Raw genomic sequence first — 14,184 nt, 5'->3', positions numbered from 1 at the left:
CCTGTGTGACGGAGCCTACGCCGCGTTTGCTGATCACACAATCGCCGTCACGCGAAAACTATTGCCGGCACCTGCATTCGATCGCACACTGGCGACTCAAGTCGCAGTTCACATAGCCTGGTGCGCCGGCGGCACCGAGTGGAGGCTCTTTCAGTTGCGGGCGGCCCCACGCCAACAGGTATTTGCCCGACCGGTCCCGGGATGCGCTTTCGGCACGACCTCCGTCTGTCCGGTTCGCACCCAGGAAGCCGAGGTGCCGCGAAAACAGCTGTAGCTGTCAGCGGCCCGTGTTGCTAGGCGCCCCGAGCCCGCAAAGCCTGCCCGTCACCCCCGCAAAGCCGACGCAAAGATCCCAGGCAGCGCGGTGGGCTTGCCATCCACCAGGAACTTGACCAATCGGCGGATGGTCGTCTCCGCGGTCTTGTTCGTGACGAAGAACACCGGCTTGGGCGATAGCGTCAACTCGCCTCCGAGGATGGCGCGCGGTGACGGCCGGAACGGGATCTCGGCGATGGCCTTCTGCACGTGCAGTAGCAGGAAAGCGTTGTGCACCACCCCGGTGCCGCTGCCGATGTCCTGCGGGGTGTGCCCGGGGAACGCACCCCAGGGTGTGTAGCCCAGCAAGAAGTTCATCGCCGACCACACGTTGACCCCGATGTCGCCGTAGCGTAGCCCGGAAATAGCGTCATCGAAGGCCGCCGCGTTCGCCTTGCGCGTCTTGGGGTCGATGATGATCGTCGCGCCTAGAGTGCCTGGCAGCACGGCGTTGGCGAAATCGACTGCATTGCGCATGAATTCGCGCGCTGTCTTTCCGGGAAGCCGCACGATTCCCAGGGCGCCCGCGAATACCTCGTCGCGCAGGATGCTGGCGCCGCTGTGCGGGTCGACATCGGAGATGAGCACGCGGCTCTTGTCGCCGCTGAGGAACTCCGTACAGCGCATCCCCTCGCACGCCTGTTCGGTCTTCTCCTGCGAGCGGGGGTAGTACGTGCGGCGGGGCTCGACCTCGCGCATGACGGCGCGAATTTCGGCGATGAGCTGGTCGGTCAGCTCCCAATCTTCCGACACGATCATGACCTGGGTCGCAATGCAGTTGTGGCCGGCGTTGTTGAGCTTGCTGGATGCGATGTGTTCGGCCTGAAACCTGACGTCGGCGTCGCTCCATTCGCCCGGGACGACGATCACCGGGCTGAGCCCGCCCAATTCGGCCGAGATCGGCTTGTCCAGTATCGGGGTGTTATTGGCCTTACGAGTCGCGGCCTCGGCATCGCTGCCCCACACGATCGCGTCGTAGGTCGCCGCCGAACCGGTCATGTGAATGGAGTCGACCTTCGGATGATGAGCCAGGTAGCCGCCGACGTCGGCGCCGCCGTAGACAAAGCGTAGCCAGCCGCGCGAGACGAAGTCATTGAAGATCTTCTCGTAGAACGGGCCGAGGTAGTCGTTGACCGGGTTCATCTTCACGACACAGACATTCCCCTGTGCGAGCAACTGGTCGAGGATGTCGAGCGTCGTAATGGTTCCCACGTTGCCGGCGCCGAGGACCAATGCGACGCCCGGGCGGTCGTAGCCGGCACCGCGGTACATGCGGGCGGCGTCCTGGCGCGTTTGCTCAGCACTGACGCCCGGCTCGATCCACACCTGCGCCTTGTAGCCGTTGAGCAGCAACCGGTCGTAGACGGTGACCGGGAAGACGTCGACGACGATCTGGCCGTCCGGCCTGATGTGCACCGCGTCGGCCTCGATCGGCGCTTGCCCGGCAAGCAAACGCTTCAGCACCAGGGCGTGCGAGTTGACGCCCTGAATGAAGGCCCACACACCGGTCAGCCAGTCTTCGGCGACCCAGCTGGAGGTGGAGGCAATACCCTTCGCCCTGTCGGCCGCGGCCACCATCTCGGGGGCGAAATTGAGGATCTTCTTCGGCAACGCCTCCAGCAGCGCCACCTTGGCTTCGAGGGACAGGGCGACCCAGCTGGCCGCATTAGCGTGCAGAACGTCAAGCGCCGTGTCGAGTGCCGTTGTATCGAGTGCTGCTTGTGTGGTCATGGGGCCGTCCTATCTTGCTGTGGCGACGATGCACGCCGCCCCGGCGGCTTTCCGCATCGCTGCCTGTAGCGTGCGCCGTTCGCCACGCGGTCGAAAGGGGTCAAAGGTCCTGACATCGAGTCTCGAACTGGATGCGGTTGTTGGGCTGACGTTGGTGCGTATGCGACGATCCACATCGGCCCCGGACTTCACGCCATCAAATCGCCCATCTTCTGCAGCATTTCGACCACGTCGCCGGGCAGCGTGGTCGGCTCTTTGCCGACGGCGTAGCAACCCAGGATGATCTCGGCCGAGCGGTCGATGATCTCGACCATGTCGGCGGCGCGGCGCAGGCTGCGGCCGGCGACCAGTAACCCGTGGTTTTGCATGAGCACCGCCCAGCCATCGCGGATGGCCTCGGCCACGGCATGGGCCAGCTCGTCGGTTCCCGGCATGATGAACGGCACCCGCGGGATGTCGCCGAAGAACGCCGCCTCGGTCGACACCGGCAGAAACGGCAGCCCGGTATTGACGAGCATGGTGGCGTGCGGCGCGTGGGCATGCACCACCGCCTGCGCGTCGGGACGGGCACGGTACACCAGGCAGTGCATCATTCGTTCGCTCGACGGCGAGGGAGCGCCGGGATCCAGTACGTGTCCGTCGAGGTCCAGGCGCACCAGGATTTCGGGCCGCAGGTCCCCCTTGAACATTTGACTCGGCGTGATCCACAGCTGGTCGGTTCCGGGGATGCGCACGCTCACGTTGCCACCGGTGGCGGTGATGAGCTCGGCGGTGTAGAGCTCGTGCACGGTCTGCAGCAGCGTGTCGCGGAGATCTCCCGCGGATCCGATTGGCGCCGGCACGGCGGTGGTTGCCGCGGCGGCCGGCCTGGCTGCGGTGGCGTCGGGGATGGCGGCCAGATCGCCCGGATCACCGGCCTCCTCGCGGGCCTCCTGGTAGAGCCGGGCCAGATCGTCCTGCATGTTCTGCAACGTCATCGCCTTGGCCGTGTCGCCGCTGAACGAGAGTCGCCCGCCCATGGCCGCTTGCATGGGATTGACGCGGCCGGTGAACATCCCGTCGAGAATCTCGGCGCGCATGCGCAATTCGACGTCGGCGGGCGCCGCGGGGTCGCCGAGATCGGCGGTGATCTCGCCGCCCTGCAGTCGCAGGAAGAACGCCAGCTCCAGGTCGGTGAGCGTGAAATGCAGGGTGACGGATCTGCCTGCGGCAAAAGCGCTTAGCGCCTCATCGTGGGTTATCAGGTCGACAAAGCCCTTCAGGATGCGCCGCATGCCGTCGCGCATCTCGAGCGGCATCTCGGCGCTCGGCGCCAATGTCGTTGCGGGGGGCGCTGGTTCGGGCTGCGCAGGGGCCGCGCCGCGGTCGAGTTGCAGGTCCGACACCGCGGGCCCGGGTTGGCGGGCCAACTGTTCGAGGACTCCGGGTTCCGGTGTCGGGCGCGGCGCGCTCCAGTCGAAGGTGCGCAAGGTTTCGGGATTGAGGACGTGCAGCGGCGCCTCGCCGACGAGCAGTCGGCGCAGGTCTGCGGCGATGATGCGCCCTTGGTGCGCCGCTACGTCGATGGTGTTGCCGCCGACGTGCGGCGTCGCGATCACATTGTCGAGGGCCAGCAGCGGGTGATCCGACCCAGGGGGCTCGACGCTGAAGACGTCGAGCGCGGCGCCGCCGAGGTGTCCGCTGCGCAACGCGTCGGCCAGGGCGGCCTCGTCTACAAGCGCCGCGCGCGCCGTGTTGATCAGGCAGGTACCCGGCCGCATGCGGGCCAATGCTGCGGCGCCGATCATTCCGCGGGACTGTTCGCTCACCGCGGCGTGCAGGCTGACGAACTCGCTGTTTTCCAGCAGCTCGTCGAGCGACGCCGGCTCGGCATCGGCCAGCACGATCTGCTCGGCATCGACATACGGGTCGAACACCAGGACGCGGGCGCCGAAGGCGCACAGGCGTCGGGTGACGGCGCGCCCCACCGCGCCGAAGCCGACGAGCCCGATTGCCTTGTGCCACAGTTCACGACCTTGCAGGCTGGTGAACGCCTGACCCATCCGACCCATGTCGCCGGCGGCGATCCCCGGCTGATGCAGGAACGCCGACGCCGTGGGCAGCCGGCGGGCCAGCATCAGCAGGAACGCGACGGTGAGGTCGGCGACGGCGTCGGCGTTGCGTCCCGGGGCGTAGAGGACCGGAATCCCGAACGCGGTGCATGCCGCGAGGTCGACGTTGACCGCGTTGCCCCGGCACGCGGCCACGACCCTCAACTCAGGCAGCTGCCGGATTGCGTCGGCGTCCACCACGTCAACTTCGGTGATGAGCACCTGCACCCCGGCCAACGCCTCGACCAGGCTCGGCCCGGTCAGCAGCCGCATCGCGGTGCGAAAGCTCGCGTATTCGGCGTCGCCGAGCGCGCGCAGCGCCGCCAGTCCGTCGTCGTCCATGTCCGCGGTGACCAGGATGCGCGGACGCAGCGCCGGTCGCGACCGCGCGGCCGTAGCGCTCATCGCCTTGAGCGCTGACGGCAGGATCAGTTGTGACGCAAGCGTTTCAGCGTCAGCTGCCGCGGCCCGCAGCTGTTGCCAGCCGCCGTAGAGCTGGTCGTAGGCGCGTGTCCGCTCGCCGTCCGGCAGCATCGTGCGGGCCTGGCCGTGGAATCGCTGGGCGCCTTCGGCCAGATCGGCGAAGACGCCGACGGCGACGCCGGCGCACAGCGCCGCGCCGAGCGCGGTGGCTTCCGGTGTGGCGCCGACTTCGATGGGCATGCCGAGGACGTCGCTGAGCACCTGCGCGAACACCGCACTGCGCGACATGCCGCCGGCGAGGCTGAACGCGGCGGCGCTGGTTTGTGTTGCCGCGACGTCACGCAACTGCTCGAGGTTGGCGCGCACCGCATACGCCATGCCGTCGACCACGGCACGCTCCAGGTGGCGCCGCCGTTGCGGATCGTGGACCGTGCTCAGGTGCGACAGTGTGATAGTGCCGGTGGGCAGCCGCAACTCCCGCGCGTTCATCACGCCGATGCCAAGGGTGGACAGAATGCCGGCCGCACCCGGCTCCGACAATCCCGCTTCGGCCAGGAAGTGGGCAACCGGATGCGCGGCGTCCGGATGCAGGATGCGCGCGAACCAGTCGAGCGCTTCACCCATCGCTCCGGCGTTGCTCTCCAATACCCAGCGGTCCGCCAGCACGTGGCAACCGGTCCACAGCCGCTCGTCGGGATCGACAACAGGTCGGCCGACGACCAGCTGGACGGGCACCGTGGTGCCGCCAATCGCCCCCACCTGTCCCGGCGCTACCGCGCCGGCGCCCAGCATGGCGCACTGAGTATCGGCGCCCGCGACCGCAACCGGAGTCCCGGCGCGCAGCCCGAACAACTCCGCCGCCGCGGGCGTGATCGTGCCCAGCCGGGTACCCGCGGGGCGCAACGGCGGCAGCAGGCGACGCGGAATGCTCAATTCGTCGGCAAGGCTATCCAACCAAGCACGTTGCGCCACATCGAATAACAGGGTAGGGGCGGCTTGCGACGGCTCGCTACCGGATTCGCCGCACAGCCGGTAGGCGATCCAATCGCTGAGCGTGAGCACCATCGTGGCGCGAGCCCACGCGTCCGGATTCGTCTTTGCCAACCAGCGCAGTCGCGCCGCGGTGGCAAGCGGACTCGGCCATTGCCCGGTGCGGGCATAGAGGGCGCTGCCGTGCTCGCTTGCGAGCTGAAAGGCCTCGCCGGCAGCGCGGGCGTCGCGGTTGGGCGTGGCCAACAAGGCGTTGCCGGCTTCGTCGAGCACCACCGTGGTGTGCCGCATGCTCGTCGCCGCCACGCCCAACACCTGATCCGGTGTTGCGCCCGCCTTGGCCAGCGCCGCGCGGGCGGCTTCGGCGAGGATTGCCCAGATCAGTTCTAAGTCGAGATCGGTTCCCAGTCCGCCGGTTTCGGGCGCCGCCGGGTGGGTCCATGGCCGGAAGACGCGGGTAAACGCGCCGCCTGCGACGTCAACGAGCAGGCAATGCCCGCCGCTGCCGCCGGCATCGAGCGCCATCAGATAGCTGGGGTTCATCATGGCCTCACGGGATTTCGGGCGTCATCTGCTCGATTCGACCACCGCGCCCTCGATCCCCAGTAGAGTCCGAAGTCCTTGCGTCGAAGGGGGCCGGCGACGCGGCTCAGCTCTTCACTATGTACTCACTTGTCATCGTGGTGCGGATGCGGTGCAAATCCAGGAATGAAGTCACGCTGCGCAGCATCTTGATGATGTTCAACACCAGTTTGAACGGGTTCCTGCCGGCTCCGTAGAAGAGGAAGTAGTTGGTGACGTGCCTGGTTGACGGCCATGCTTCCTCAACAATGCCCTCGTAGCTCGGCGCATCCGGCGTAACCGCCCTGATCACCAGGTTGCGCACATAGCGGGCTCTGGGCTGCATGGCTTCGGAGACCGGCGACTGCGTTCCGTGCCAGCGCCGAATCCATTCCGCGCGGGAAAGTCGCTTGGGCCGTTCCATCAAAGTCACCGCGACAATGCCGGGGGAACGTTGGCCGTCCGGCCAATTTCTCGGACCAGAATGGCGATTGCCGCCGTATTCGGTGTAGATCGACTCGTCAACCAGATAACCGGCAAACCGGAAGCCTGCTTTTCGGAAGACGTCATCGAACGATGCATGTTCGCTGGCATCGTCTAGCCAGATAGCAACCTCAGCGCACATCCGCTCCCCGGCATAAAACGGTGCGGGTGATCGTGTGTCCGCATCCTGGTCAACGATATACATGCTGAGCTTGAGAGCTCCGGTCTGCAGCAGTTTGGGCGCGACGGCAGTCAGCAAAGTTTGCTGGCGCTGACTTCCACGCTGGAGGTCCGAGTCCCAGAGTATGTACACCAATTTGTCCATAGCCGTTAGTTCAGCGTCACCCGCCTGTCGCCATACATCTTCTCGGTGGAATTCCCCATGATCTTTATCCGTCGTTTCCGCGATGCGAACCGCTCCAACAACGTCTGCGAGGCGCGGTAGGCGCCTCCGGGAATGAGCAGCGGATTGCTGCCCAGAGCAGCGATGGCGTCGTGGGCGACCTTGTCCACCGTCAACGGCTTGGGGGCGAAAAATCCCAGACTTGCCGGGTTGCTCGAGGTGTAGTTAGGTGTCGCGATGGCGCCCGCGCAACAGGCCATGACGTCGACCCCGTGCGGCTTCAGTTCGTACCACAATCCCTCGGCCAGAACAATGTTGAAGGCCTTGGTGGCACCGTAACTCGCCAGCCAGGGAGCGCCCTGCATGCCGGAAAGCGACGTCATCAATATGATCCCGCCCCGCTTCCGCGCGCTCATCTGCTGTCCGAAGTGATGTGCCAGCATCAGCGGACCGCGGCAATTCACGTCAATAGCCCGCAGATGACTCTCGACAGAATGCCCGAGGAAAGGACCGATCAGCATGTAGGCGGTGTCGTATACCAGTAATCCGATGTCGAGCTGGTTTGTCTCGCTGATAATCGTTTCCATCATGTCCGGGGCGGCCAGATCCATCGAAATGGTCTTCACCGATACGCCGTATTTGTCTTCGAGTTCGGTGGACCGTGACTCCAGCGGACCGGACCTGCGTGCAATCAACACCAGGTTCAAGCCTCTTTGTGCCAGCTCGGCGGCAAAAGCCGCACCCAGCCCTACCGACGCGCCGGCAATGAGCGCCCAGGGCCCATATCGTCTTTTGAAGCCATCCGATTCACTGCCCATCACCGCTCCCTCGACGGGGTTTTGGTTCTGAATCCTAGTTGCGATTGCGCATAATGGTCAAGGACGGTCTTTTTCCCGGGCGCGCCGCCTCGAAGTAAATACGCGTCATCTGCTCCTTGTTACTCCCCGAATGAATTGAAATTGTACTTGACATTTCGCATCTCCCGGCAATACGCTAACGACCGGGCTGGAGTCGAGTCTCTGTATACCACGCCGCAAATGTCGGCAACAAACCAACAATATTTCTGGGCAGGCATCATGAAGACACTCGTTACGGGAAGCACCGGGCTGGTCGGAAGCGCACTCGTCGAATGTCTCCTGGCCAAGGGCCACGAGGTTCGTGCGCTAGTGCGAAATACATCCGATCTCACTCATCTCAGGACCACTCAGGCGGAGGTCGTCATCGGCGACATTACCGACTACAAAACCTTGCCGCCGATCGTTCGCGACATCGAAACGGTTTTTCACACGGCGGCAAAAGTCACTCCGGGCTGGGGGAGATGGGAAGAGTTCGAGAAAACGACGGTGCACGGTACGGAGAATATGTTGAGAGCCAGCGCTGCGGCCGGGGTCCGACGTTTTCTTCATGTCAGTTCGTGCGCGGTATACGGCGATGCCTGCCAAGAAGGTGATATTCCGGTCGACGAATCAGCCCCGACAATAGTGCAGAAGACGCCATTGACCTATTACGACTACGCAAAGCTGCTCGCGGAGCAGGGCTGTTGGAGATGCCATCGGCAGGACGAAATCCAGGTCTCGATGATCAGGATAGGCACTGCGTATGGCCCGCGTGACAAACTTTTCTGTGATCGGGTCTACAACCAGACCTCTTTTCCCGTCATGATCTGGCCGGGCCGGGCGAATCCGCGATACTCGATTGTTTATGTATACGACATCGCTGAATTGGCTATCTTGGCGGCGACAAACGACAAGGCGGTCGGACAGGTGTACAACGTCGCCGGGCCGCAGCCGGTAAGGTTAAAGCAGTTCACCGAGGCCATGATCGAAGCGCGCGGAATACAGCGGTATTGGATTACCATGCCCTATGCCGTGGCCTGGCTGTGGTGTTGTTCAATGGAAGCCATCGCTAAGTTGCGGCGCTCCGAGGAAATGCCGTACCTGACACTGGCAACTCTGCGCAACCTGCACACCGAGAATTTTCTTGACGGCACCAAGGCCAGGAAAGAACTCGGATGGCAGCCCATCACGTCACTGCAGGAAGGCACCCGACAATATGTTCTGTGGCGGCGCGCCCAAGAAGAGAGATGAAGTAAATCGCCTGCGGCCGTACCGTGACAACCGCAGGCGTCGGTGGCCTGCCGGCTTATGACGTCGAAGGCCAGTCGGCTACGAATTCACACGCGATGCCATTGTGGTTGAGGTCGAGATCGGCGCGGTAGTGCGGGTCGCTCCGCGGGATATTGACCATACCCTGGCTGGCCACGCACTGTGACGAGTCAGACCCTGCATTAGCCAACGGAGCTGCACCGATCGCGGCTGCCGTGATAGCCGCGCCGACCAGAAGTGTCCGGATCATAGGTCGTCCTAACGTTGAATGAGTCGAACTTGATTTCTTTATAACGCGATCGCGAGCGATTTTGTTCCGCTGAAGGCAACGAGTGGGGGCGGGTTTGTTAGCAGTTCGCAACGTCCGGGTTTTCGGCCTGTGAGAGATTTCGTCGGGCCGCAAAATTGGTGTCGGCTTGTTTCACAAATATGTTGGCCTGTACCCGTAAACAAGTGTCTTAGCTTAGCGTGCGATTTCAAGTTCGACGGGGAACTGATCAACGTGCCGTTCCCTGGATTTTCAAGCGCTTGATCCCAATGCTGACGCGGCGCGCTGCGGCTCAGGGACACTGTCGGTCGCGGAGTGCGAGGCGCTGATTTAGATAAGCCACGCTTGCGCGGTCATTCCCCAGGCCCGATCCGTCACTTCGGGATCTGCGAGGCCGCTGTAGGTGGTGGCGAATCTGCGAGCAGCGCATCGTCGCGTTCTGGTCGACCGGCGTCAACCGATGATCGGAAAACGGCGCTTGGCGGCCAACTCGTCGAGCCCCGTTTGCATTACCTGCTGTACGTACGCGTCGAGCTCCGCGGCGTCGGGATGCGCGCCGAATTGCGCGGCGATGTCGATCGGCGCCAGCACTTGGATGACGATCTTGGTGGGCAACGGCATGTTGACCGGCGCCACAATGCTGAGCCCGAACGGGAAGCCGAACGTGATGGGCAGGACCTTGGAATGCAGCAGCTGGTCCAGCCGAAGGGCGCGCGCCAGCCGGGCGCCGCGCGACAGAAACAGCTGGTTCTCTTGCACGCCAATGGAAACCATCGGGACGATCGGAACTGCGGCGTCGATGGCCGTGCGGGTGTAGCCGATGCGGCCGCCGAAGTCGATGGTGTTGCGGGACCAGGTGGGCCGGTACGCGTCGTAGTCGCCACCCGGGAAGTCGATGACCACGGCTCCGGCCCGCAGCGCTTCGGCGGCGTTGGCGCGGGTGGCGCGGACATAACCCATGCGCCGCAACGAATCGGCGGTCGGGCCGACCAACATGATGTCATGGGTCAGGGTGTAGATGGGCCGGGTGTAGCCGAACCCGTTAGCCGAACCCTCCGTAATAGTCGACCGCGAACACCACCTCGTCCATCGGCAGAAAGCCGCCGGAATGATTCGACATCACCAGCACCCCTCCGGGCGGTAACAACTCGAGACCGTGCACTTCCGATCGGTTGCTGATCTGGTTGCCGCGCTGAGCGGAGCCCGGGGCTGCGGCAGTCACGTCGTTCACACGGGTCTCTGGCCCAGCCGGTACGCAAGTTGCCCACCTCTTAGCGACAAGGCAAGGAGCGCAACGAATTTGTCGCTGACAGGTGGGCATAGCGCGCACCCCGCCCGGGGTGACGCGAGTGACTGATGTGACCGAGACCGGCTGACTACTGTTGCGGCCCCAACAGCCAACGGCTCGGCATCAGCAGGCCCTTTCGCTGCGGCGCATACGGTTGCCATGGTGCGGGGCCACGACGAACGGCTCGGTAGCGGCTAGTCAGCCAAGTTGACAATGTCCGGTCCGGGCGTCTTCGCATACAGCTTGTCGATCTCGGCGGAATACTTCTCGGCGATCGGCCTGCGCTTGAGCTTCATCGTCGGGGTCAGTTCGTCCCCGCCCGGTTCCCACGGGGTGCCGACGATGACGAACCGCTTGATCTGCTCGACGCGGGAAAGCTTGGAGTTCCCCTCGCGGACGGCGGCGGCAAGCATCTCGCTGGCCTCGGGGCGTTGCGCGAAGGCGGCGGCCGAGTGGTCGGCCATGCCGAGCGCGGCGGCCTGGGCGGCGGCAGCCTCGCTCTCGAGGACAATCAGCGCTGTCACGTAAGGCCGGGCATCACCGATGGCTACCACCTGGTCGATCAACGGAGAGGTCTCCTGGATGGCCATCTCGATGTTGGTGGGGGAGAGGTTCTTCCCGGATTCGTTGACGATCAGCTCTTTCTTGCGGTCGACGATCGTGACGAAGCCCTGTTCGTCGATGGTGCCGATGTCGCCGGTATGCAACCAGCCGTCGGCGTCGATCGCTTCGGCGGTCTTCTCGGGCTGCTTTCGGTAGCCGCGCATCACAATCGGTCCACGGATGAGCAGTTCGTTGTCGTCGGCCAGCGAGATTTCGACATTGCGCAATGCCTTTCCAACCGAGCCGACCTTGTTCGCGTCGGGCCGGTTGGAGGTTGCGCCGCCCACACACTCCGACTCCCCCCACACTTCGTAGACGGGAATGCCCAGGCCCCAGAAGAATTCGATCGTCTCGACCGGGATGGCGGCGGCCCCGGTCACTCCCCAGCGCAGGTGGTCCAGGCCGAGCGCGGCGCGCACCTTGGCCAGCACCAGGCGGTCGGCGATCCGGTGGCGCAGGGCAAGTGACGGGGACACAGAGTTGCCGGCCAGCATCTGGCTGGCGGCGCGCACGCCGGTGTCGACGGCCCACAGCGCCAACCGCCGCTTGAGCCCGGTCGCCTCCGTGTCGAGCTTCGTCTCGATCCCGACCTTAATCTTGTGCCACACCCGCGGCACCCCGAGCCACACCGTGGGACGAGCATCCGGCAGGGCCTGCGCGATCGCCCTGGGGTCGGCGACGTCGGTCATCGGCACCCCCAGGACCATGTTGGCGTAGTGCCCGGTCACCCGGTCGGCGATGTGTGCATGCGGCAGGTATGAGGTGATCCGATCGTCTGGCCGCAGGTCAAGGAGGTCGACGATGGCCGCGAACTCGGCCATCACATTGGCGTGGGTAAGCTCGACCCCCTTGGGCGGGCCGGTGGTCCCCGATGTGTAGATCAGTGTTGCGACATCGTCCGGCCGTACCGACCGCCACGCCGAATCGAAATCGAAATCGGCTTTGTTTCCTAACGATTCGATATCTGCGAGGGTGTGGCAGCCGTCGATATCGGCGTCGACGACCACCAGGTGCGTGAGGTCGGCGCCGGCCGCCCTGATAGCGGGTAGGAAGTCTTTTTCGGTGAAGACGACCGCGTTCTCGGCATTGGTGAACAAGTACCGGATCTGGTCCGGCGCCGAGGTGTTGTAGATCGAGAACGGGATCGCGCCCAGGTGCATAGCGGCAGTGTCGGCCAAATGAAACTCCGGGCGGTTGCGCAGCATGAGACCGACCGTGCGCCCGTGTTGGACGCCGAGTGCGGCCAGTCCGGCGGCGATCTTCCGTACCCGATCGGCGTACTGGCGCCAGGTCAAGACCACGGCGTCGCCGGTTGTGCGGATGGCCACCGCGTCCGGCTTGAGGGCCGCGGTCTGCTGAAAGGCCTGTGGCAGCGTGGATACCAATGCTCCGCTCGGGTGCCGCACCACCGTTGGATCGCCGTCGGTCATTTCCTGTCTGCTCCTTCGATCACGAGACTCACACACGGGAGTCGCCTATCGCTTCGGTATACCCACCGGCGAATCTCCGCTTACGTCGGTTACCACGGAGTCTTTCTCGTTTCTCGCGCCGGGAGTAGGGTCGTTCGTCCTCATCGCGGGCGCCACGGTGGAGCCGCGCTGGCTAGGCGTCCTCGACGCAGACAATGAATCCGGCTCCGATCAGGGCCTCCAAGACCTCCTCGCGGTGTGCTGCACCGCGGGTCTCGAGGGTTAGCCGCACCTCGACCTCATCCAGCGCCAGTTTGCGTGCGGTACGGACGTGCACCACGTCAAGCACGCTGGCGCCGGTCGCGCTGACCACGGCGAGCAGCCTGCTGAGCCCACCGGGGCGGTCCGGGATGGTCACTTTGATCGCGAGGTAGCGGCCGGCCGCGCGCAGGCCGTGGGTGACCACGTGCGTCAACACCAGCGGGTCGATGTTGCCTCCGGACAAAACCGCACAAACGGGACCGCGCGCGTCGGGTTCGGGTGCCGATGTCATCACAGCTGCCACGGCTGCCGCCCCGGCCGGTTCGACGATGAGTTTCACCCGCTCTATGCACAGCAACAGCGCCCGCGACAGTGCCTCTTCGCTGACCGTCTGAATCGAGTTGACGAATGCCCGGACATGGGCGAAAGGAATTGCCCCGGGTAGGGCGACGGCGATGCCGTCGGCCATCGTCGACATCGACTCCAAGCGCACCGGATGCCCGGCGGCCAGCGAAGCCGGCCACGCTGCCGCATTCGCGGCCTGCACGCCGATGACCCGGGCCTGCGGCGCCAGAAAGTGTGCCGCCGTGGCAATTCCGGCCACCAGGCCGCCGCCGCCGGTGGGCACCATGATGGTGGCGACATCGGGGATCTGCTGCAGGATCTCGAGCCCGACGGTGGCCTGGCCGGCGATGACGTCGGGGTGGTCGAACGGGTGGATCAACACCGCGTCGTGCTGCTCCGCGTATTCGCACGCCGCCACCAGCGCGTCGTCGACCGTGTCGCCGACCAGGTGAACGTGCGCGCCGTAGGCCTTGGTGGCCGCCAGCTTCGGGAGCGCGACGGTGACCGGCATGAACACCGTCGACGCGATCCCGAGTTGGTTTGCGTCTGACTTCGCGATAGAGATCGGCGTGTCGATCAGACGGCATCCGACGGGTTCTCCCAGCTTTTACGGAGGATCTGATCATGTCCGAAGCAAACTCTGGTGGCGGCCGGTCTGCCCGCCGCCCGAAGCGGTTTTTGTCCCCGTCGCAGAAGTACGAGATCTGGCTGCAGCTGGTGCGTCAGGAGGTGACCATCGCCGAGGCCGCTGCCGAGCATCAGGTGGACCGTACGACGGTCTTGCGCATCCGCACGGTCGCCAAGGAGGGTGCGCTGGCGGCGCTGGCGGCCTCCAAGCCGGGCACGGCGGCCCGGCAGCGCGACTACGAGTTGGAGGCCGCCAAGGCCGAGAACGCCCGGCTGTGCGAGGCGCTCAAAGAGATGGCGGTGCGGCTGACGCTGGTCGAGGGAAAAGGGCGTTGGGGCTAG

8 protein-coding genes and 2 pseudogenes are annotated in these 14,184 nt (G+C 64.8%); 2 read left to right on the top strand and 8 right to left on the bottom strand.

All coding sequences use genetic code 11. The features are described from left to right. Positions 1 to 324: 324 nt before the first annotated feature. The 4 genes from EET03_RS16860 to EET03_RS16845 all read right to left on the bottom strand — a co-directional run bounded on the left by EET03_RS16860 (position 325) and on the right by EET03_RS16845 (position 7,754). Complete coding sequence (locus tag EET03_RS16860) at positions 325 to 2,046, bottom strand: aldehyde dehydrogenase family protein (RefSeq protein ID WP_075540694.1); 1,722 nt, start codon at positions 2,044 to 2,046, stop codon at positions 325 to 327. Positions 2,047 to 2,234: 188 nt separating this feature from the next. Further along, positions 2,235 to 6,092, bottom strand: coding sequence for an NAD(P)-dependent oxidoreductase (locus EET03_RS16855; RefSeq protein ID WP_167470652.1), 3,858 nt, complete (start codon positions 6,090 to 6,092; stop codon positions 2,235 to 2,237). A gap of 106 nt (positions 6,093 to 6,198) precedes the next feature. Further along, a complete protein-coding gene (locus EET03_RS16850; RefSeq protein WP_075540696.1) occupies positions 6,199 to 6,918 on the bottom strand; it encodes a hypothetical protein in 720 nt (239 codons plus the stop codon). 5 nt (positions 6,919 to 6,923) lie between these two features. Continuing rightward, positions 6,924 to 7,754, bottom strand: a complete 831-nt coding sequence (locus EET03_RS16845; protein ID WP_075540697.1) for an SDR family NAD(P)-dependent oxidoreductase — start codon at positions 7,752 to 7,754, stop codon at positions 6,924 to 6,926. A 219-nt stretch (positions 7,755 to 7,973) separates the two neighbouring features. Here EET03_RS16845 and EET03_RS16840 point away from each other — a divergent pair, with 219 nt between their 5' ends. Next, entirely contained in the window at positions 7,974 to 9,023 is a 1,050-nt protein-coding gene (locus EET03_RS16840; RefSeq protein ID WP_082274376.1) for an NAD-dependent epimerase/dehydratase family protein, read from the top strand. 55 nt (positions 9,024 to 9,078) lie between these two features. On the opposite strand, the gene EET03_RS33050 is transcribed toward EET03_RS16840, so the two are convergent. The 4 genes and pseudogenes from EET03_RS33050 to EET03_RS16820 all read right to left on the bottom strand — a co-directional run. Next, on the bottom strand, positions 9,079 to 9,183 hold the full coding sequence (locus tag EET03_RS33050; protein WP_225722907.1) for an excalibur calcium-binding domain-containing protein: 105 nt from the start codon (positions 9,181 to 9,183) through the stop codon (positions 9,079 to 9,081). Between the two features lie 579 nt (positions 9,184 to 9,762). After that, a pseudogene (locus EET03_RS16830) lies at positions 9,763 to 10,630 on the bottom strand (1-acyl-sn-glycerol-3-phosphate acyltransferase). Between the two features lie 161 nt (positions 10,631 to 10,791). Then, complete coding sequence (locus tag EET03_RS16825) at positions 10,792 to 12,630, bottom strand: AMP-dependent synthetase/ligase (protein ID WP_075540700.1); 1,839 nt, start codon at positions 12,628 to 12,630, stop codon at positions 10,792 to 10,794. Between the two features lie 172 nt (positions 12,631 to 12,802). Further along, a pseudogene (locus tag EET03_RS16820) lies at positions 12,803 to 13,759 on the bottom strand (pyridoxal-phosphate dependent enzyme); the annotation flags it as partial. An 80-nt stretch (positions 13,760 to 13,839) separates the two neighbouring features. On the opposite strand from EET03_RS16820, the gene EET03_RS16815 reads away from it, so the two are divergent. Beyond that, positions 13,840 to 14,184: a hypothetical protein gene (locus EET03_RS16815; protein WP_122508796.1), complete on the top strand. Its 345-nt coding sequence runs from the start codon at positions 13,840 to 13,842 to the stop codon at positions 14,182 to 14,184.

Source organism: Mycobacterium innocens, from assembly GCF_900566055.1.
Lineage (GTDB): Bacteria > Actinomycetota > Actinomycetes > Mycobacteriales > Mycobacteriaceae > Mycobacterium > Mycobacterium innocens.
This window is presented reverse-complemented; position numbering and strand designations above follow the sequence as displayed.

Excerpts from the sequence above, each read along its gene's own strand:
- EET03_RS16845 (WP_075540697.1), bottom strand. The coding sequence starts at position 7,754 with ATGGGCAGTGAATCGGATGGCTTCAAAAGACGATATGGGCCCTGGGCG.
- EET03_RS16840 (WP_082274376.1), top strand. The coding sequence starts at position 7,974 with ATGTCGGCAACAAACCAACAATATTTCTGGGCAGGCATCATGAAGACA.
- EET03_RS16815 (WP_122508796.1), top strand. The coding sequence starts at position 13,840 with ATGTCCGAAGCAAACTCTGGTGGCGGCCGGTCTGCCCGCCGCCCGAAG.
- EET03_RS16825 (WP_075540700.1), bottom strand. The coding sequence starts at position 12,630 with ATGACCGACGGCGATCCAACGGTGGTGCGGCACCCGAGCGGAGCATTG.
- EET03_RS16860 (WP_075540694.1), bottom strand. The coding sequence starts at position 2,046 with ATGACCACACAAGCAGCACTCGATACAACGGCACTCGACACGGCGCTT.
- EET03_RS33050 (WP_225722907.1), bottom strand. The coding sequence starts at position 9,183 with ATGGTCAATATCCCGCGGAGCGACCCGCACTACCGCGCCGATCTCGAC.
- EET03_RS16855 (WP_167470652.1), bottom strand. The coding sequence starts at position 6,092 with ATGAACCCCAGCTATCTGATGGCGCTCGATGCCGGCGGCAGCGGCGGG.
- EET03_RS16850 (WP_075540696.1), bottom strand. The coding sequence starts at position 6,918 with ATGGACAAATTGGTGTACATACTCTGGGACTCGGACCTCCAGCGTGGA.